General features: G+C 68.2%; 14 protein-coding genes. 8 read left to right on the top strand and 6 right to left on the bottom strand.

Translation table 11 applies throughout. From position 1 onward, the window contains the following. Positions 1-58 precede the first annotated feature (58 nt). From AB0P11_RS15090 to AB0P11_RS15110, 5 genes are all read left to right on the top strand, one after another. Complete coding sequence (locus AB0P11_RS15090) at positions 59-898, top strand: DUF3097 domain-containing protein (RefSeq protein WP_056278323.1); 840 nt, start codon at positions 59-61, stop codon at positions 896-898. A gap of 43 nt (positions 899-941) precedes the next feature. After that, positions 942-1,667 (top strand): tRNA (guanosine(46)-N7)-methyltransferase TrmB, encoded by a 726-nt coding sequence (gene trmB / locus AB0P11_RS15095; RefSeq protein WP_053095707.1) that lies wholly within the window; start codon positions 942-944, stop codon positions 1,665-1,667. Continuing rightward, the gene (locus AB0P11_RS15100; protein ID WP_056278327.1) at positions 1,664-2,557 is read left to right on the top strand and encodes a CPBP family intramembrane glutamic endopeptidase; all 894 of its coding nucleotides are present in this window, start codon (positions 1,664-1,666) and stop codon (positions 2,555-2,557) included. The genes trmB and AB0P11_RS15100 overlap by 4 nt, the downstream gene beginning before the upstream one ends. A 28-nt stretch (positions 2,558-2,585) precedes the next feature. Beyond that, positions 2,586-2,978: a DUF1304 domain-containing protein gene (locus tag AB0P11_RS15105; protein ID WP_053095709.1), complete on the top strand. Its 393-nt coding sequence runs from the start codon at positions 2,586-2,588 to the stop codon at positions 2,976-2,978. Positions 2,979-3,043: 65 nt separating this feature from the next. Next, positions 3,044-4,120 (top strand): DNA polymerase IV, encoded by a 1,077-nt coding sequence (locus AB0P11_RS15110; protein WP_363522781.1) that lies wholly within the window; start codon positions 3,044-3,046, stop codon positions 4,118-4,120. A gap of 15 nt (positions 4,121-4,135) precedes the next feature. Here AB0P11_RS15110 and AB0P11_RS15115 read toward each other — a convergent pair whose 3' ends face one another. The 3 genes from AB0P11_RS15115 to AB0P11_RS15125 all read right to left on the bottom strand — a co-directional run bounded on the left by AB0P11_RS15115 (position 4,136) and on the right by AB0P11_RS15125 (position 9,481). Beyond that, a complete protein-coding gene (locus AB0P11_RS15115) occupies positions 4,136-4,537 on the bottom strand; it encodes a RidA family protein (RefSeq protein WP_056279023.1) in 402 nt (133 codons plus the stop codon). An 88-nt stretch (positions 4,538-4,625) separates the two neighbouring features. Then, positions 4,626-7,187 (bottom strand): X2-like carbohydrate binding domain-containing protein, encoded by a 2,562-nt coding sequence (locus AB0P11_RS15120; RefSeq protein ID WP_363522783.1) that lies wholly within the window; start codon positions 7,185-7,187, stop codon positions 4,626-4,628. A gap of 89 nt (positions 7,188-7,276) precedes the next feature. After that, positions 7,277-9,481 carry an alpha-galactosidase gene (locus tag AB0P11_RS15125; protein ID WP_363522785.1) on the bottom strand — a complete coding sequence of 735 codons (2,205 nt, stop codon included), beginning with the start codon at positions 9,479-9,481 and terminating at the stop codon, positions 7,277-7,279. Positions 9,482-9,645: 164 nt separating this feature from the next. Between AB0P11_RS15125 and AB0P11_RS15130 the strand changes: the two genes are divergently transcribed. The 3 genes from AB0P11_RS15130 (at position 9,646) to AB0P11_RS15140 (ending at position 13,294) form a co-directional block, all read left to right on the top strand. Continuing rightward, complete coding sequence (locus tag AB0P11_RS15130; protein ID WP_082297779.1) at positions 9,646-10,620, top strand: ABC transporter permease subunit; 975 nt, start codon at positions 9,646-9,648, stop codon at positions 10,618-10,620. After that, positions 10,617-11,600, top strand: a complete 984-nt coding sequence (locus AB0P11_RS15135; protein WP_233277305.1) for a carbohydrate ABC transporter permease — start codon at positions 10,617-10,619, stop codon at positions 11,598-11,600. Before AB0P11_RS15130 ends, AB0P11_RS15135 begins: the two co-directional genes overlap by 4 nt. Positions 11,601-11,665: 65 nt before the next feature. Then, a complete protein-coding gene (locus AB0P11_RS15140; RefSeq protein WP_053095713.1) occupies positions 11,666-13,294 on the top strand; it encodes an extracellular solute-binding protein in 1,629 nt (542 codons plus the stop codon). A 131-nt stretch (positions 13,295-13,425) separates the two neighbouring features. Here the strand turns inward: AB0P11_RS15140 and AB0P11_RS15145 are convergent, their stop codons facing one another. From AB0P11_RS15145 to AB0P11_RS15155, 3 genes are read right to left on the bottom strand one after another with little or no spacing between them, the layout of a single operon-like run. Then, positions 13,426-14,592 carry an ROK family transcriptional regulator gene (locus AB0P11_RS15145; protein ID WP_363522788.1) on the bottom strand — a complete coding sequence of 389 codons (1,167 nt, stop codon included), beginning with the start codon at positions 14,590-14,592 and terminating at the stop codon, positions 13,426-13,428. Continuing rightward, positions 14,592-15,596 (bottom strand): acetylxylan esterase, encoded by a 1,005-nt coding sequence (locus AB0P11_RS15150; RefSeq protein WP_363522790.1) that lies wholly within the window; start codon positions 15,594-15,596, stop codon positions 14,592-14,594. The genes AB0P11_RS15145 and AB0P11_RS15150 overlap by 1 nt, the downstream gene beginning before the upstream one ends. Further along, positions 15,586-18,009: a glycoside hydrolase N-terminal domain-containing protein gene (locus AB0P11_RS15155; RefSeq protein ID WP_363522792.1), complete on the bottom strand. Its 2,424-nt coding sequence runs from the start codon at positions 18,007-18,009 to the stop codon at positions 15,586-15,588. The genes AB0P11_RS15150 and AB0P11_RS15155 overlap by 11 nt, the downstream gene beginning before the upstream one ends. Between the last annotated feature and the right edge of the window lie 85 nt (positions 18,010-18,094).

Genomic DNA, 18,094 nt, shown 5'->3' on the forward strand with positions numbered 1-18,094 from the left:
ACACCTTCCGAGCGGGGATAGCCGTTCGCCCTCAGCGGAGACACATACGCTGGATGGCATGGACGACAGGTACGGATCCGATGTGCTCGCTGCCGGCTGGAGGGAACGAGCAGCCAAGCCGGTGCCGCAGGTTCCCGCCGAGCTCGATCTCGTCGTCGAGGTGGCGCAGGACGGATTCTGCGGAGCGGTCACACGGGTGCAGGGCGGCAACGTCGAACTCGAGGACCGGGTGGGGCGCAAGCGCCTCTTCCCGCTCGGAGGCGGGTTCCTGATCGACGGATCACCGGTGCGGCTCACGGTCCCGGCCGCGAAGGAGCAGGGCCTCCGACGCACGGCATCCGGCTCGTTCGTCGCCGCCGATCAACGAGCCAGGGTCGCGCTTCCCAGCCGGATCCTGGTCGAGGGCAAGCACGACGCCGAGCTGGTCGAGAAGGTATGGGGAGCGGACCTGCGGGTCGAGGGCGTCGTCGTCGAGTTCCTGCAGGGAGTCGACCTGCTCGACGAGCTGCTCGCCGCAGAGCCTCCCAGCGCATCGCGGCGCTACGGGGTCCTCGTGGATCACCTCGTGCCCGGGTCGAAGGAATCGCGCATCGCCGACGCCGTCGCCCGGGGTCCGCACGGAAGGCATGTGAAGATCGTCGGCCACCCGTTCGTGGATGTCTGGCAGTGCGTCACCCCTCGGGCTCTCGGTATCGCGAGATGGCCGGAGATCCCCCGGGGCACGGACTGGAAGACCGGGATCTGCCGCGCATTCGGGTGGCCGTACGAGACGCAGGCGGACACCGGTCGCGCCTGGCAGCACATCCTGTCGAAGGTGCACACCTACCGCGACCTCGAGCCCGCGCTCCTCGGTCGGGTGGAGGAGCTGATCGACTTCGTGACGGCACCCGCCTCCTGAGCCGCGGTCGGTGGCGTTCAGCGCCGCCGACTACCCTGGAAGCATGCCCGAACCCCGCACCTTCCGCGACGAACCGGTCTCCTTCGTGCGCCGCAGCGGCCGGATGTCCGATGCTCAGGAGCGCGCGTTCGAAGAGCTCGGACCGCACTACCTCCTCGACGTGCCCCGCGATGTCGCCTGGACCTCGGTGCACCCGGAGGCGCGTCTCGATCCCGCCTCCGAGTACGGGCGGGATGCGGACCTGTACGTCGAGATCGGCTCCGGTCAGGGGCACGCCATCGTCGCCGCCGCATCGTCCCGCCCCGACGACGACTTCCTCGCGGTCGAGGTCTTCCGCGCGGGTCTCGCCAGGACCATGCTCGACGCCGACCGCGAAGGCGCTCGCAACGTCCGCGTGGTCGAGGCGAATGCGCCGGAGGTGCTCTCGTCGTACCTCCCCGAAGCGGCAGCGGCAGAGGTCTGGATCTTCTTCCCTGATCCGTGGCACAAGAAGAAGCACACCAAGCGCCGTCTCGTCCGCCAGGGGTTCGCCGACACCGCCGCTCGCGCACTCCGTGACGGCGGTCTGCTCCGCCTCGCGACCGACTGGGAGGACTACGCGCTGCAGATGCGCGAGGTGCTCGACGCGGAGCCTCTGTTCGAGCGCGCCTTCGACGGCGACTGGGCCGAGCGATTCGATGGACGCGTCATGACCGCATTCGAACGCAAGGGGATCGCCAAGGGGCGAGACATCCGCGATCTCGTGTATCGGCGGAAGTCGCGCGCGTGATCACCGCGCAGCGCATCTCGGCGACGTGGCCGGCGGTCGTCTCCGCGCTCTTCGTGTGCGCTGCGGCGCCGGCGTTCTTCGTGGTGCAGATCCCGTGGCTCGGCTGGGCGCTGCTCGCACTCGGCGTCGGGAGCGCGTGGCTCGTCGAGCGCCGTCTGCCGGTGACGGCGGATCAGACGGTGCGCGTGGGCACGCGTCGCGAGAGCGCCCGAGTCGTGGGGACCAGCCGTCAGCCCTCACTCACCAGAGACCTGTCCCTGATCGCCCTCGGCATGCTCATCGTCAGCGTGATCCCGCTCGCGGCAGAGCTCGACAACCTCGCGATGCTGCGGTTCACGCTCGCCCTCGGCGGCGCGGTGGCGGTTCCGTACGTCGTCTCCCGCTTCGTGTTCCGCGACCGGGCGATCGGCTTCCCCTGGCGGGCGCATCGCCGGTGGGGGCGCCTGCAGTGGGGCTGGCTCGTCGCCGTCCTGGTGCTCGGCTGGCTGATCCTGCCGTTCTACTTCATCACCAGCGGCGTCTATCAGAACTGGCCGGTCGTGGACTCGCCCGACCTCATCGCCCGGCTGTTCGTCGGCGTCGGAGCGGTCGGCATCTGGGACGAGCTGTTCTTCATCTGCACCGTCTTCGCCCTGCTGCGCAGGCATTTCCCCGACGCCCTCGCCAACGTGCTGCAGATGATCGTGTTCGTCTCATTCCTGTGGGAGCTGGGCTATCGCGAGTGGGGACCGCTGCTGACCATCCCGTTCGCGCTGCTGCAGGGGTTCATCTTCATGCGGACGCACTCGCTGGCCTATGTCGTCACGGTGCACCTGCTGTTCGATGCGGTGGTGTTCGGGGTGCTCGTACACGCCCACAACCCCGGGCTTCTGCCGATCTTCCTGATCTAGCGCGAGCGGACATCGATACGATCGAGTCATGCTCATCGTCGGACTCGTCCTCGCCGCGGCCGCTGCCGCCTTCCACGTCTTCATCTTCGCGCTCGAGTCGCTGAGATGGACAGAGCCCGAGACGAGGAAGATCTTCGGCGTCGCGAGCGAGGCGGACGCCCTCACGACGAAGGCGCTCGCCTTCAACCAGGGCTTCTACAACCTGTTCCTCGCGCTGACCGCGCTGCTCGGCGTCGGCTTCGTGATCATCGGCTTCACAACGGTGGGACTGACTCTCGTGTTCGCCGGAACGGGGATGATGCTCGCCGCCGCACTGGTGCTGATCCTCTCCGATCGCACGAAGGCGCGCGCCGCGGTGATGCAGGGCACGCTGCCGCTCCTCGCCGTGATCGCGACCGCGATCGCCGTCTCGATCGGCTGATCTCGGTGATGCGCTGATCGTCTCCGAGGGGTGACAACTCGCCCGGTACGGGCCACACTCGGTGCATGACCGACTGGGTGCTGCACGTCGACATGGATCAGTTCATCACTGCGGTCGAGGTGCTGCGCCGACCGGAGCTCGCCGGGCTCCCCGTGATCGTCGGCGGCCGGGGCGATCCGACGGAGCGCGCCGTCGTGTCGACGGCGTCGTACGACGCGCGGAAGTTCGGCATCGGATCCGGGATGCCGCTGAAGATCGCGGCACGCAAGGCGCCTGAGAACGCGGTCTTCCTGCCGGTGGACCACGACGCGTATGAATCGGCCTCCACCGAGGTGATGTCGACACTGCGTGCACTGCCCGGGGCGGTGCTCGAGGTCATCGGCTGGGACGAATGCTTTCTCGGCGTGACCACGGACGACCCCGAGCAGACGGCGCGCAGCGCGCAGAACGCGGTGCTCGAGTCGACGGCACTGCACTGCTCGGTCGGCATCGGCGACAACAAGGTGCGGGCCAAGATCGCCACCGAGTTCGGCAAGCCCCGGGGCGTCTTCCGGCTCACCGCCGAGAACTGGTTCGACGTGATGGGAGACCGGCCTACTCGGGGCCTGTGGGGAGTCGGCCCGAAGGTTCAGAAGCGGCTCGCCACCCGCGGCATCACGACGGTCCGGGAACTCGCTGACGCGGACGAGGCAGAGCTCATCGCGGAGTTCGGACCGCGGATGGGCGTCTGGTACCACGGGCTGGGCTCGGGTCTCGGTCCGACCGTGGTCGACAGCACCCCATGGGTGGCCCGTAGCCACAGTCGCGAGATGACGTACCAGCAGAACCTCACGACGACTGCAGAGGTTCAGGCGGCGCTGACCGAACTGGCGGGGCAGGCCTTCGACGACTGCGCCGCCGAGGGGCGCCCGGTCGTCCGCGTGCATCTGAAGGTGCGCTATGCGCCGTTCGAGACCAAGACCTTCGGCCGCAAGTTGCCGGAGCCGACCACCCGGCGCGCGACGGTCATCGAGGCGGCACTGGCGCTCGGTGCCACGCTCGATCACGACCGGGAGGTCAGACTGCTCGGCGTTCGCGCGGAGATGGCCATGCCCGAGGGCGGTGACTCGGCCGAGCGGACCCCGGTGCGCGGAAGGATCTGAGTCGGCGCGCCGCGGTCATTCACGGATGACGGCGGCGATCGCGCTCACCTCGATCACTGCGCCCGGGACGCCGAGCCCGGCCACGAGGGCTGCGGTCACCAGCGGAGGGGCGCCATCACGGGCGAGCGTCGCTGCGACGGCACCGTAGGCGGCACGAAGATCGGCATCCTGGTGGATGTAGATCGTCCAGCTGATGACATCGTCGAGGCCTGCGCCCGCCGACTCAAGCGCGATCCGAGCGTTCTCGACCGCGCGGAGCGACTGCTCGGCGGCATCCGTCGAGACGAGCGCGCCCGTCTCATCGACGCCGTTCTGGCCGCCGACGTGGATCGTCGTGGCCCCGGGCGGGACGACGGCGACATGACTGAAGGCGGGGCTCACGACGAGTCCCGCCGGCTGTGCGAGTGTGATCTCCATCTGCAGAGTGTGCACCCGGGGGCGGACATCCGCGAGAGGGTTCGTCGGCGGTGCATCGGGGCGGGCACGGGGCCCGCCCCGACGGGGATCAGCCGACCTTCTTGACCGTGTATCGGAACACGTCCGTGCGGAGCACGTCTCCCGACGTCTTCACGACCTTGATCGTGTGCTCGCCGTCCTTCAGCCCGGTCGCCTCGAACAGGGTCTGATTCGAGACGCGCGACTCGGCGTGGGTGTCGACGCTCTTCACCTTCTTGCCGTCGATGTACACATCGACGGCTCCCTGGTCGGGTGCCTTCGGGCCGAGCCACGCGACGCCGGTCCCGCGGAACGTGAACGACACGGAGTCGCCGTCGGCCGTGGTGGCGTGGACATCGTCGAGATGGTCTCCGGTGAACGCGAAGTCCAGCGTCGCGTCCCCCACCGAGAGTGCGGCGAGGTACGACGACTTCAGTGTGACCGTCGATCCGGACAGCGTGTAGTCGGCGTCGCGCTCGAGCGGCTCACCGCCGAGGCTGATCGAGGAGAGCTCACTCGGGTCGCGCAGCACATCGACCGTCACGTCGGCGGGAGCGGCCTTGTTGAACGCACCCGAGGTCGTGCTCAGCTGGCTGTCGAGAGTGACGACGAGCTTGTCGAGCAGCATGAAGGATCCGGACTTCTTGACCACCCGCAGGGTGTGACTTCCGCTCGCGAGATCGGCGACGGCGTAGACCACCTGCTGGGAGAGGCGCCCGTCGGCCGCGGGCAGCGAGGTGTCGACGGTCTCGACCGGCTGTCCGTCGAGGTAGACCTCGACCTCGCCCTGCGATTCGTGCTTCTCGGTGACGTACTGGATCCCGGTTCCCTGGAACGTGTACTCGAAGGCCGCTCCGTTCGTCTCGACGTAGTGGACGTCGTCGCCGTGGTCGCCCAGCCCGCGGTTGTTGCTGTCGCCCCACGACCCGCTGTAGCCGATGCGTGAATCGTCGTCGTTCAGGGTCACTGTCAGCCCGGTGGCGGGCGGTTCGGGCGTGCCTCCACCCGGGGTGTCGGACACGGCGACGGTGAAGGGCTGCGATGTCGCAGGCACCTCGTTGCCGTCGTTGCGCACCCACGCCCCGTCGTAGCCGACCCGCAGCGAGTCGTCGTTGACGGTGAGTGCCGCCTGCTTCGCGGGCGTCACCTTCAGCAGGCGCACGCCGTGGATCGGCACGCTCTCGGCGGTGAAGCCCTCCGCTTCCGATCCCAGGTTCTTGCCGGCCCAGAGATCGCGGACCTTCGCGGAGCCGTCGAGTCCGATGTCGGACCAGTCGACCGTGATGTCGGCGTCTGCACGGCCCAGGTTGTACAGCGCCACGGTGTAGGTGCCATCCGGGTTCAGTGCGTACCAGACCTGCTGCTTCGTCGCCGTCGAGACGGGGCGAGCGGGCACGCCTGCCTGGTTCACGGCGATGACCTCGCGGTTGGTGATCAGCTCGAGCCCGTACTCGTCGAGGTTCGTCAGATCGTTGCCCAGGTACATCGGCGCCGCGGAGGTGGCCCAGAGCGTCGTCGCGGTGCGGCGTTCGTCGCGCGTGAGGCCGTCCATCTTCCCGTTGCCCACGTTGAGGGAGTCGAGGTCGTTCCAGCCTGCGGGCCCGGCGTGGCGCCACCAGTCCGAGAGCCTCGGGAACAGGCGAGCGACGTTCTCCCAGGTGGTCAGGGCCTCATCGCCGCAGTAGCACTCGACGTCCCAGTCGATGCGCCAGCCGTCTGCATACTGCTTCCAGTAGTCCGCGTAGTCGATGTCGACGGCCCAGGAGAGCTCGAACCAGATGTCGTTGCGGTCGAGCGCCCGAGACCAGGCGGCGACCTCCTCGCGGGCGTCCATCGACAGGTCGCTGATTCCGGAGCCGGGGGTGACGCTGTCGAACTTGATGAAGTCGACTCCCCATTCGCCGAGCAGATCGGCGATCGAGTCGATGTACTTCTCGGTGCAAGGGTTGTCGAAGTCGAGTCGGTACCCGAAACCCCAGTAGTCGCCCTGCTGGAGAGGCTGCTTGAGCAGATTCTCGGTCGTGCAGCCGGGAGCGCCGTAGATCGGGAGCGCCTTCTGCGCCGTCTCGAGGCTCATCCCGGGAATCAGATACAGACCCACCTTCTGGCCGTTGTCGTGCACGTGGTCGATCACCGCGTCGAGGCCGTCGGGGAACAGTGTCGTGCTGGGAATGGGGCGTCCGTATTCGTCCTGGCCTCCGTTCCAGCCGGCGTCGATGTTGATGTAGTCGTAGCCGTAATCCTGGAGCTTGTCATGCATGGCATCCGACTGAGCCATGATCTGATCGGCGGTGATCCACTGGCCCCCTTCGTACACCTGCATGCTGTAGCTGCTCCAGCCCATGTAGGGGGCGGTCGATCGGTTCGAGATGCCGTCTTCGGTCTCGTCCGCAGGCGTGCGCGTCGCATCCGCCGGTGGCTCCTGCTCCGGGGTGCTCGAGGGAGCAGGTTCCGGTGCCGGCTCTTCAGTCGGTGCCGGCTCTTCGGTCGGTGCCGGGTCGTCCGTCGGCGCGGGAGCCGTCGTCGGCGTCGTCTCAGGCGCCGGAGTCGGTTCCGGTGTCGCCTCGGTGGCCCAGCTCGCGCCAGGTGCCAGAGCGAGGACGATCGCTGTCGCGGCGAGTGCCGCGGTCAACGAGGCCGCTCTCCTTCTCTGTCGGTGTGCGTTCATTGCTTTCCTCTCGTTCGACTGCTCTGTCGGGGGATGGGAAGGAGGTGTGACCGTCAGCCGTCTGCGCGCCTGATCTCGATGAGCATCGCCTGCTGCGGATTGAGCGTCGGCAGGGGGACGCCGGCGGTGGCGAGGACGGACCCCGGCATCTCGACCGGGACGGCGACGGCGGCCGTCACCCACTCGGGGTCTCCACCGTGTCTGCTCGACGCGCCGAGATCTTCGCGAATCCGGACGGTGTACGGCGCAGCGGCATCCAGTCCGGGAAAACGCACCCGACCGGACTGGCCCGATGCCGATGTCGTGAACCGGCTCCAGGTGAACAGCGCTTCGGATGCGTCTCGGGCCACGATTCCCGAGAGTGATGTCGCGGGATCCGCGAGGTCCGCGTTGACGACGCGACCGCTGTGCAGCAGGTCGCGGAATTCGCGGTACATCGCGGTCCAGCGGGCGATCGCCGCCAGTTCGCCGTCGTCGACGACGGTGAGGTCCTGCTCGATGCCGGCGTGCGCGGTCAGCGACGTCGCCAGACGGAACGACAGATCGGTGGTGCGGGCGGTGGTGTGCGATCGCGCGGAGCCGAGGTGGGAGCCGATGAGTTCGGGAGGCACGAGGCTGCGCGTCCACCGCTCGATCTGGACGCGTTCGACCGGATCGTTGCAGTCCGAGGCCCAGACACGATCGGTGCGGTCGAGGATCCCGAGGTCGATGCGTCCGCCGCCGCCCGAGCATGTCTCGATCTCGAGCCCCGGGTGCCGCGACCGCAGCTCGTCGAGCAGGCGGTAGAGCGCGGCCGTCTGCCGGTGCACGCTGGGCCTGTCCCCATCGCCGCCGCGACTGACCGCTTCGAGAAGATCGCGGTTGTGATCCCATTTCAGGTAATCGATCGAGTGCTCGCGCACGAGAGCGTCGAGACGCGCGAGAAGGTAGTCGTACGCCTCGGGGCGCGCGATGTCGAGAACGTGCTGCGACCGGGATTCCGGGCCGAGGCCCTCGGCCGGACCCAGTACCCAGTCCGGATGGGCGCGCGCGAGATCGGAGTCGAGATTGATCATCTCGGGCTCGAACCAGAGACCGAACTGCATCCCCTGAGCACGCACGACATCGACGAGGGGCCCGAGTCCGTCCGGCCACACCTCATCGTCGACGAACCAGTCGCCCAGGCCGGCATCCGCTTCGCGGCGTCCGCGGAACCAGCCGTCGTCGAGCACGATGCGCTCGACCCCCACCTCCGCCGCACGCTCGATCAGCGCGGTGAGGCGCTCGAGGTCGTGGTCGAAGTAGACCGCCTCCCAGGTGTTGAGCACCAGGGGTCGCGGCGAGCGCGGATGCGTCGGACGCGCGCGCAGGCGCCCGTGGAGTCGGTCGCTGATGGCGTCGAGTCCGCTGTCGGACCAGAGGAACAGCGCGGTCGGTGCGTCGTAGCGGTCGCCGTCTTCGAGGATGATCTCGCCTGGGTGGAGCTCCTCGCCGGCTCCGATGACCGAACTGAACACGCCAGCGCCCTCGGGAAGGCGCTCGGCGAGGTACTGCTGTTCACCGCTCCACGCGAGGTGCACGGCCCAGATCTCTCCGTGCCGGAAGCCGAATCCGGCGGTTCCGGCCGCGAGCAGGAAGGGCGAGTCGTGTCCCGGCTTGCCGCGGTGCGCGGCGCGACGGTGGGTGCCGAAGCCGAAGGGCGAACGCTGCGGGGAGCGCTCACGGCACCACTTCCCGGTGAAGTCGAGGATCTCGGTCGCGCGCTCGGGGAGCGGAAGCAGCGACAGCACGGCGCCCACCGTGTAGGGGGTCCGACCGATGCGCGGACTGAGGGCGGCGTCGCGTGCGAGGGACGTGTCGACCGCGAGAACTCCGTGCGGGTCGAGGTGATATGCGAGTTCGGTGCGGATGCCGCTGATCGTGTCGTCGAACCGGAGGACGATGCGCCCGCCGACGCCGTCGGACGGGATCTCGACATCGTGTCCCACGAGTCGAGGTCGGGGGGTCGTGGCGCGTCCGCTCGCGTGACCGGAGAGAGCTGCGGTTCCCGACCAGCCCTCGTGCTCGGTGGGCAGTGCGGAGAAGGCACGCGGGATGTCGGGGGAGTTGTTCAGCTGGGCGGGCCCGGCCGTGAGGGCGAGCGCCGAGACGGCTGCGGGATCGAGGTCTCCGAGGTCCGCGCCCCAGTGCAGCACACGGGGGATCGGGTCGGAGATCTGGACGATGAAGGCGGCACCAGCGGCGCGGAGTGCGACGACGGTGTCTGCACGGGAAGTCATGGGATGAGACCCTCCGGTAGTTACTTGACAACGTCAATAAATCACGTTTGAGATGGACGTGCAAGCGATCCCTCGAAATCGCCGACCGGAAATCGAGCGTTTACTTTTTCGGCTCGGCGTGATTTTATTACGACGTAAAGTAATCCTGCCCTGGGAGGGCGATCATGAAGCTCAGTGCTGAGCACGCACCACCGGTCGAGATCTCGCCGCCGAGTCCTCGACGCACCGACGCACGTTCGCGATTCGTCCGCAGCCTGCGCCGCTACTGGCAGCTGTACCTGCTGCTGCTCCTGCCCGTCATCTGGTTCATCGTGTTCCGATACGTGCCGATGGCCAACGCGGTCATCGCGTTCAAGAACTACAACCCCATCGACGGCGTGTGGGGGAGTCCCTGGGTGGGATTCGACAACTTCACCGCACTCTTCCGCAACCCGGTGTTCCCCAAGCTCATCGGCAACACGTTCATCCTCGCGGTGTACACCCTCATCGCGAGCTTCCCGCTGCCGATCATCCTCGCGATCCTGCTCAACGAGGTCCGACTGCGGTTCTTCACCCGCACGGTCCAGCTCGTCACGTACGCGCCGTACTTCATCTCCACCGTCGTGATCGTGTCGATGACGATCCTGCTGCTGTCTCCACGCGTGGGCATCCTGGGCCGGACGCTGAGCTTCTTCGGCGCAGGTCAGGTCGATCTGCTGGCGAGCGCCGACTTCTTCCGGCACATCTATGTGGCGACAGACATCTGGACGACCACCGGGTACTCTGCGGTCATCTACCTCGCCGCCCTCGCGTCCGTGGACACCTCCCTCTACGAGGCCGCCAAGATCGACGGCGCATCACGGCTGCAGAAGATCTGGTACGTCGACCTGCCGTCCCTGCTGCCGACAGCGACGATCATCCTGATCCTCGGGGTCGGCAACATCATGGCGATCGGGTTCGAGAAGGCGTTCCTCCTGCAGAACGCACTGAACCTCTCGACGTCGGAGATCATCCCGACGTACGTCTACAAGACGGGCATCCTGAACGCCAACTTCAGCCTCGGAGCCACCATCGGACTCTTCAACGCCGTCATCAGCCTCGTGCTCCTGCTCGTCGTCAACGGCATATCCAAGCGAGTGACAGGAAGTGGGCTGTGGTGAGCACCGTGATCAGAGAGCAGCCCCTGCTCACCGAGGAGATCGTCGTCGGATCGGGCTCAGGGCGCGGCCGCCGCCGACGGGACCCCCTGGCCTCCGGGGTGAAGGTGAAGGAGACCAGAGCGGATCGCGTCTTCGTGATCGCCGCCTACCTGCTGCTGACGGTCTTCCTGCTCGTCGTGCTCCTGCCGCTGCTGAACATCGTCGCCAGCTCGTTCTCCAGCCCTCAGGCGGTGTCATCCGGCCGGGTGCTGTTCTGGCCCGTCGACTTCACCCTCCGTGGGTACACCGAAGCTCTCAACAACCCCGCGATCCTCCGCGGATTCGGCAACTCTGTGTTCTACACCGTGGTCGGCACGATCATCAGCGTCGCCGGCACGGTCGCCATCGCGTATCCGCTGTCCCGGGCGAACCTGTTCGGGCGCAAGACCCTCACCGGCGGCGTCGTCTTCACGATGCTGTTCTCCGGCGGAGTGATCCCGATGTACATCGTCGTCCAGTCGCTCGGCCTGCTCGACACCCGATGGTCGATGCTCCTCCCGAACGCGATCGGCGTCTGGCAGGTGATCATCGCGATGGTCTACTTCCGCTCGTCGATCCCCGACGAGGTCTACGAGGCGGCACAGCTCGACGGTGCGAGCGAACTCCGCATCCTCTGGACCATCGTGCTGCCGCTCGCCAAGCCGCTGCTCGCGGTCATCGCGCTGATGTACGCGATCATGCAGTGGAACTCGTACTTCGACGCGCTGCTCTATCTGCGCGACGCCGACCTGCAGCCGCTGCAGCTCGTGCTGCGAGGCATCCTCATCCTCAACGACGGCGGAGGCGGCGGTGACCTGGCCGCCCAGCTCGAACGTCGAGAGCTCGCCGACCTGCTCAAGTACTCGACCGTCATCATCGCCACCGTGCCGATGCTGATCGTGTACCCGTTCGTCGCGAAGCACTTCAGCAAGGGGATCATGGTCGGCGCCGTCAAGGGCTGACCACTCCTCTCACAGACCCACCACACACACCCGCACACCTGAACCGGTCAAAGGAGATTCCGGCAATGACACACCGCATCACACGAGGCGCGATCGCGGCGGTCACCGTCGTCGCGACGGGACTGGCGCTCGCCGCCTGCACCCCGGCGAGCGACGACAACGGCCAGCTCGTCGCATTCGGCCCGCAGGGCGAGAACGGCTCGCTCAAGGACAATCTGTTCACCCAGGAGGTCGAGAAGAAGTTCGACATCGACTTCGACTGGCAGACCACGACCTACGACGGCAGCGTCGCGGGGGAGAAGCGACAGATCTCGCTCGCCAGCGGCGACTACCCCGACGCGTACTTCCTCGTGCCGTGGGTCGACGGATTCTCGCGCAATGAGATCCTCAAGTACGGGCAGCAGGGGGTGCTCGTGCCCCTCGAAGACCTCATCGACGAATACGCCCCCAACCTCGCCGAGCGATTCGAGGAGAAGCCCGATTGGAAGCAGTCGGTCACCGCGCCTGACGGCCACATCTACGCGATCACCCAGTGGAGCGAGTGCTTCCACTGCAGCTACCCGTCGAAGCTCTGGATGAACACGACCTGGCTCGACGCCCTGGGACTCGAGCAGCCGACCACCACCGAGGAGCTGCGCACGGTGCTGCGCGCCTTCAAGGACGGCGACCCGAACGGCAACGGCGCCGCCGACGAGGTGCCGCTGAGCGGCTCGGCGTCGGAGCCGATCATCAACTATCTGATGAACGCCTTCACCTATGCGCCGGTCGGCGGACCCTCGAGCCCGCCGCCTCTCGTGCTCGACGGCGATGAGGTCGCGCTCAACGCCACCTCGGACAGCTGGCGGGCGGGGCTGGAGTACATCACGTCGCTGGCGCAGGAAGGGCTGCTCGACACCGGGGCGTTCACGCAGAACGGCGACGCCCTCAAGGCGCTCGGAGACAGCGGGGACGCGCAGATCCTCGGCTCCGCCGTCACGCTGCACCCGTACGTGTTCGTCTCGGCGGACTCTCCTGACGGACGTGACAAGAACTACGACGCGGTCGCGCCGATCGCGGGTCCGGACGGCACTCAGCTCGCCACGTGGCGGTCGCCGGTGAATCCGGTGGGCACGTTCGCGCTGACCAACAAGTCTACCGAGGACGAGCGCATCGAGGCCATCAAGCTGCTCGACTACCTCGCGACGGACGAGGGCCAGATCCGCGCGTCGATGGGACCGGAGGGGGAGGCGTGGGTGCCCGCGGTCGACGGCGACCTCGCGCTCGACCCCGAGCTCGAGCCGACATTCCGTCCCATCACGTATGACGAGACCTCCAACGCCGCGTGGCGTTCGATGTCGCAGTACTGGGACTCGCTGGAGTTCCGCAACGCCCAGGTCGTGCCGGAGGACATCTACACGCCCGACGGATACGAGCGACGTCTGCTCTACGCGACGCAGGAGTACGAGCCCTTCCAGCCCGACGAGAGCGTGATCTTCCCGATCGAGAAGCTGTGGCCCGACCTCGAGACCTCGGCCGAGCTCGCGGAGCTGCAGACGAACATCGCCACCTACATCACGCAGGCGCAGGCGGAGTTCGTCACGGGGCAGCGCGACATCACGGACGACGGCGCGTGGGACGCGTACGTCGCCGACATCGAGGGCCTCGGGCTCGCACGCTACCTGGAGCTGCTGCAGACCGCGTACGACGCACTCTGATCGACACGGGATGCGCGGGACGGATCATCCGTCCCGCGCATCTCTGCATTGCGGACCGTGGCGGGCTGGGCGCGAGAAGGGGACGGATGCCGATGGCATCCGTCCCCTTCTCTTCCGCTCGTCCCGAACGGTCAGCGCACGAGCGACTGGATGGCGGCGGCGGATGCGCCTCGCGCCCAGTCCTCGAAGGTGTGCGGACGGGTCAGGATGCGGCAGCGCGCCGCAGCGCCGAACGCGTGCGCCTCGAACGCGTCGTGCAGGGTCTTCTCGAACAGGTCGAAGTCCGAGACGCCCTCGCCGCCGATGATGACGACCTCGGGACCGGTGAGGTTCACGAGGGTGGCGATGGCCGTGCCGATGAGGCGGGCCGCTTCGCGGAATGCGGCGTCGGCGTCGGCGTCTCCGGCGTGGGCGAGAGCCACGGCTTCATCGATCGCGACCGGCCGGCCGAGGGCACCGGAGACCGCCGCCTCGATCGCTCCGGTCGAGGCGGCGGCCTCGACGCAGCCGCGACGCCCGCACGGGCAGACGAGTGCCGGATCGGCGAGCGGCAGGTGCCCGATCTCGCCCGCGACACCGAACGCCCCGCTCACGACCTCTCCGTTGAGGTGCAGTCCGCTGCCGATCCCGCGTCCGATGGTGACGATCGCGAACGAGGCGGTGCCGAGCCCGACACCGAACCAGTGCTCTCCGATCGTCAGCGCGTGCACGTCGTTCTCGAGCGTGACGGGCCAGGGGAGGCGCTCCTGGAGCAGGTCGCCGAGCGGCACGTCCGCCCACCCCATGATGTTCGACTCGCGCACGATCCCGGTGATGCTGTCGACGTCACCCGACACCGACACTCCGACTCCCGCGATGGCCGACGCGCTCTCTCCGAGCTCGGCCGCGAGCGCGGCGACGACGTCGGAGATGGCGTCGATGACGGTGTGGGGATCATCGGAGGGAAGCGCACGACGGGTGCTGGCGAGCACGGTCGTGGCGAGATCTGTGGCGACGGCGATGATCTCGTCGACGTTGACCTTGACGCCGATCATGACCATCGACTCGAGGACGATGGAGACGGGGCTCACCGGGCGTCCGGGGGTGCCGTCGCGATGCGAGGCGGGCGGCGCGTCGACGAGGCCGGCCGCGACGAGCGGGGCCACCGCTTTCGTGACGGCGGCTTGGGAGAGCCCCGTCTGGCGGGCGATGTCGATCCGGCTGATGGGACTGCGCGTCAGGATCGTCTCGAAGACCCGCGATCCCGCGTCGGACGCCGAGCGGATCAGGGTGGTTCGCGCTGCGGTGTCGTGGTCCATCAGGTCCTTCGTGTCGTGTCGGCTATCGTAGCGAATCCGCCGTGAGGCGGTCGGCTGTGCAGGCCCAGGTGCTCGGCCGCGAACTCCAGGGCGTTCTCCTCGTCGAGGTCTCCGCCGGCCTCGTGCCCGTTGTACGGCCACAGGACCACGGTCTTGTGGCCGCCGTACGCGGCGAATGCGGGCAGCACGGTCTCAGGCGGCGCGATGCCGTCGAGGAGTCCCGTGCTAAGCAGAGCCGGGGCCGTCGCACGCTTCGCGTGGTTGATCCCGTCGAAATATCGGAGCGTCTCGAGAGCCGCGGCGGCGTCGCCGCGCCGATCCGCGAAGTACTGCGTGAGCAAGGTGTACGGGTGATCGGTGCTCAGCGTGGCGGCCCGGTCGAGTTCACAGAGGAAGGGTGCCTGCACGATCGCGACGGCGAGGTCGGGGACCAGGCCGGCGATCGCCAGCGCGATTCCACCTCCCTGGCTCGCGCCGACCGCGCCGACGCGATCCGCGTCGACGACGTCGACGGCACGGAGCGCGTCGACGGCTCGCACGGCATCCGCATACACCCTGCGGTAGTAGTACTCCTGAGGCGAGCGGATGCCGCGGGTGAGGAATCCGCCGGCGGACGGACCGCCGTCGGCATGATCGTCATCGGTGTCGCCGTGTCCCTGCCCCCGCGCGTCCACCACCAAGTGCGCGTAGCCCGCGGCAGCCCACCGCAGATCGCGCAGGGCATGACCTCGGCCGTTGCCGTAGCCGAAGAACTGCACGAGCCCGGGGAGGGGCTCCGCGGCACCGTGCGGCACGCGCAGCCAAGCATGGATCGGTGTTCCGCCGTACCCGCGGAACGACACGTCGTACACGTCTATCTGGGTGAGACGCGTGGGCATCGGGGTCACGGAGAGGTCGAGCGGAAAGCTCCGAGTGCGAGCGATCGTGTCCGCCCAGAAGGCATCGAAGTCATCAGGCTCGGTCTGCGTGGTGGGGGCGACGACATCACGCACCTCACCGCGCACGGGACTCCTCCTGGTCGGCCGACGCGGAGAAGAGAAGATCATGATCGGCGAGGTCGATCCGAGCGCCCGGCGGCACAGCGATGATCGCCTCCCGCTCGCCGTTCGAGACGGAGACCTCCCTGTCGCGCTCGCCGGGGTTGCGGAGAGCACCCGAGATCACCCGCCCGTCCGCCCAGGCGAGGTCGAGCACGAGGCCCGGTCGCACGGCGATGCCCTGGACGTCTCCGTGGGTCCAGGATGCGGGGAGCGCGGGAAGCAGACGCACTGTGCGGCCGTGGCTCTGCACGAGCATCTCGGTGATCGCGGCGGGGAATCCGAGGTTGCCGTCGATCTGGAAGGGCGGATGCGTGCTGAAGAGGTTGGGGAGCAGGCCTCCCCACTCCGAGCCGTCGACGGGCCCGTGCCGCGTAGCGTCGCCGTCGAACGGCGTCAGCGCCTCCTCGAGCAGCGAGGCGGCGATGTCGCCCTGCCGTTCCCTGGCACGCAGTGCCACCTTCCACGCCCAGGACCAGCCCATGGCTCCCGGCCCGCGTGCGTCGATGAGCGCCACAGACGCGTCGAACAGCTCCGGAGTCCGCTCGGGCGTCACCTGGTCGAGCGGGAAGAGTCCGACCACGGGGGAGAGGTGCCGGTGCAGCGGTTCATGCTCGTCGACCTCTTCGGACCATTCGAGCAGTCGGCCGTCGGAGCCGACGCGCAACGGAGCGAGGGCTGCCAGCGCCTCGCGCACCTCGGCTTCCAGTGCGTCGTCGATGCCGAGTCGGCGGATCGCGACGAGCGCGCGCTCGAAGAGCGAGCCGATGAGGCTGAGATCCGACGTCGCGGTCAGGCCGAGCGGCGTCGGCAGACCGTCGGCGGCCACATAGGAGTTCTCGGGGGCCGTCGACGGCGAGGTGTGCAGGTGCCCGTCGGGGCCCGGAGTCAGCCAGTCGAGGCAGAACTCCACCGCGCCCCGCATCAGCGGCCAGATGCGAGCGCGGAGCAGCTCATCGTCGCCACCGAACTCGTACGCGTCCCAGAGATTGTGGGTGAGCCAGACTCCGCCCATCATCCAGATCGCCCAGCTCGCCGCCCCGTGCCCGTCGCCGACCGGCAGGCTCCACCCCCAGACGTCGCTGTTGTGATGGGCGACCCATCCGCGCGTTCCGTACAGCTCCCTGGCGGTGTCGGAGCCGGTGCGGGCGAGGCGCTCGACGAGGGAGATCAACGGCTCGAGGACATCAGGATCGAGCAGCATCGGCGCCGCCCAGTAGTTCATCTCGGTGTTGATGTTGATCGTGTAGTTCGACGACCAGGCCGGTTGCAGCTGGTCGTTCCAGATGCCCTGGAGGTTGGCCGCAGGGCTGCCGGCACGAGAGCTCGACGCGAGGAGGTACATCCCGAATTCGGCGGCGATCGTCGCGCGGAGCAGGGGGTCGGAGCCTCGGAGAACGTCGCGATCGACGCTCCACTCGCCCTCACGCCGACTGCCGATCGCGAATCGCGCCCGAGTCATGCGGCGCCGGTCGGCGACGTGCTCGGCGAGGAGAGACGAGGTGTCGCGCTGAGCCGCGGCCTCCGCCCTCTCTCGTGCGCGATTCCGGATCGCCTCGCGTGAGGCGGTCCGCCAGTCCCCGTCGGCGTCGGCCCACCACGACCCGGCGCGCGACGAAGTGGACAGGGCGATCAGCAGGCGGCGGGCATGGCGGACGACGATGCGATCGTCGTGGCGACCCACTTCGCCATCCGAGTCGAGGGAGACGGCGACGGCCGCGTAGGCGTCGAACTCGGCATCGTCGTCGGCATAGCGCAGGGGGTCGACGGAGTCCTCGTGCAGCGGGGCGCCGTCGATCGGAACCTGCACATCCAGCACGAGCGCGTCGGACGCGTCGACGACGCGACCGCGGAGCGGGGTGGACAGCTCGACGGTGGTCTCGAACTCGTCGTCCGAGGTGAGCTCGATGATCAGGGCGCGAGCCGGAGCCGAGACCCAGGACCGTCGCGTCACTCGGCCGGCGGGGGTGCGCAGTGACTCGACGAGGGTCGCCCTGTCGAGATCGAGGATGCGAGCGGGGACGGTCTCATCCGATCGAGCGTCCGCCACGCGCACGAGCAGATCGGCGAGAGGGAGGAACTCCTGCGAGTAGGGACCCTCGAACGCCATCAGCAGCTCCTCTGCCCGGCGCACGTCGGCGGCTGCGAGGGCCTCGCGCACGGCCGCGAGCCGTTCGGGGCCGGCACCCCCGGCGCGCACCTTCTGCAGTGCACGCGCGGGGCCGTCGGGCGTTCCCGACCAGATCGTCGAGTCGTTCAGCTGATAGTGGCCGTCGGAGCCGCCGAACGCCATCGCGCCGATGCGGCCGTTGCCGAGGGGCGTCGCCTCCTCCCAGCGGGTGGCGGGGGCGTCCCAGGTGAGGCGCAGGGTGTCGGTCATCGCACTCCGGTGTGTTCGATCGATCTCGATGTCACCGTCAGCGTAGGCGGCATTAATTGCCGCTGTCAAGTAATCCGACCGCCCT

The organism is Microbacterium sp. NPDC079176 (assembly GCF_040686675.1).
Classification (GTDB): Bacteria; Actinomycetota; Actinomycetes; order Actinomycetales; family Microbacteriaceae; genus Microbacterium.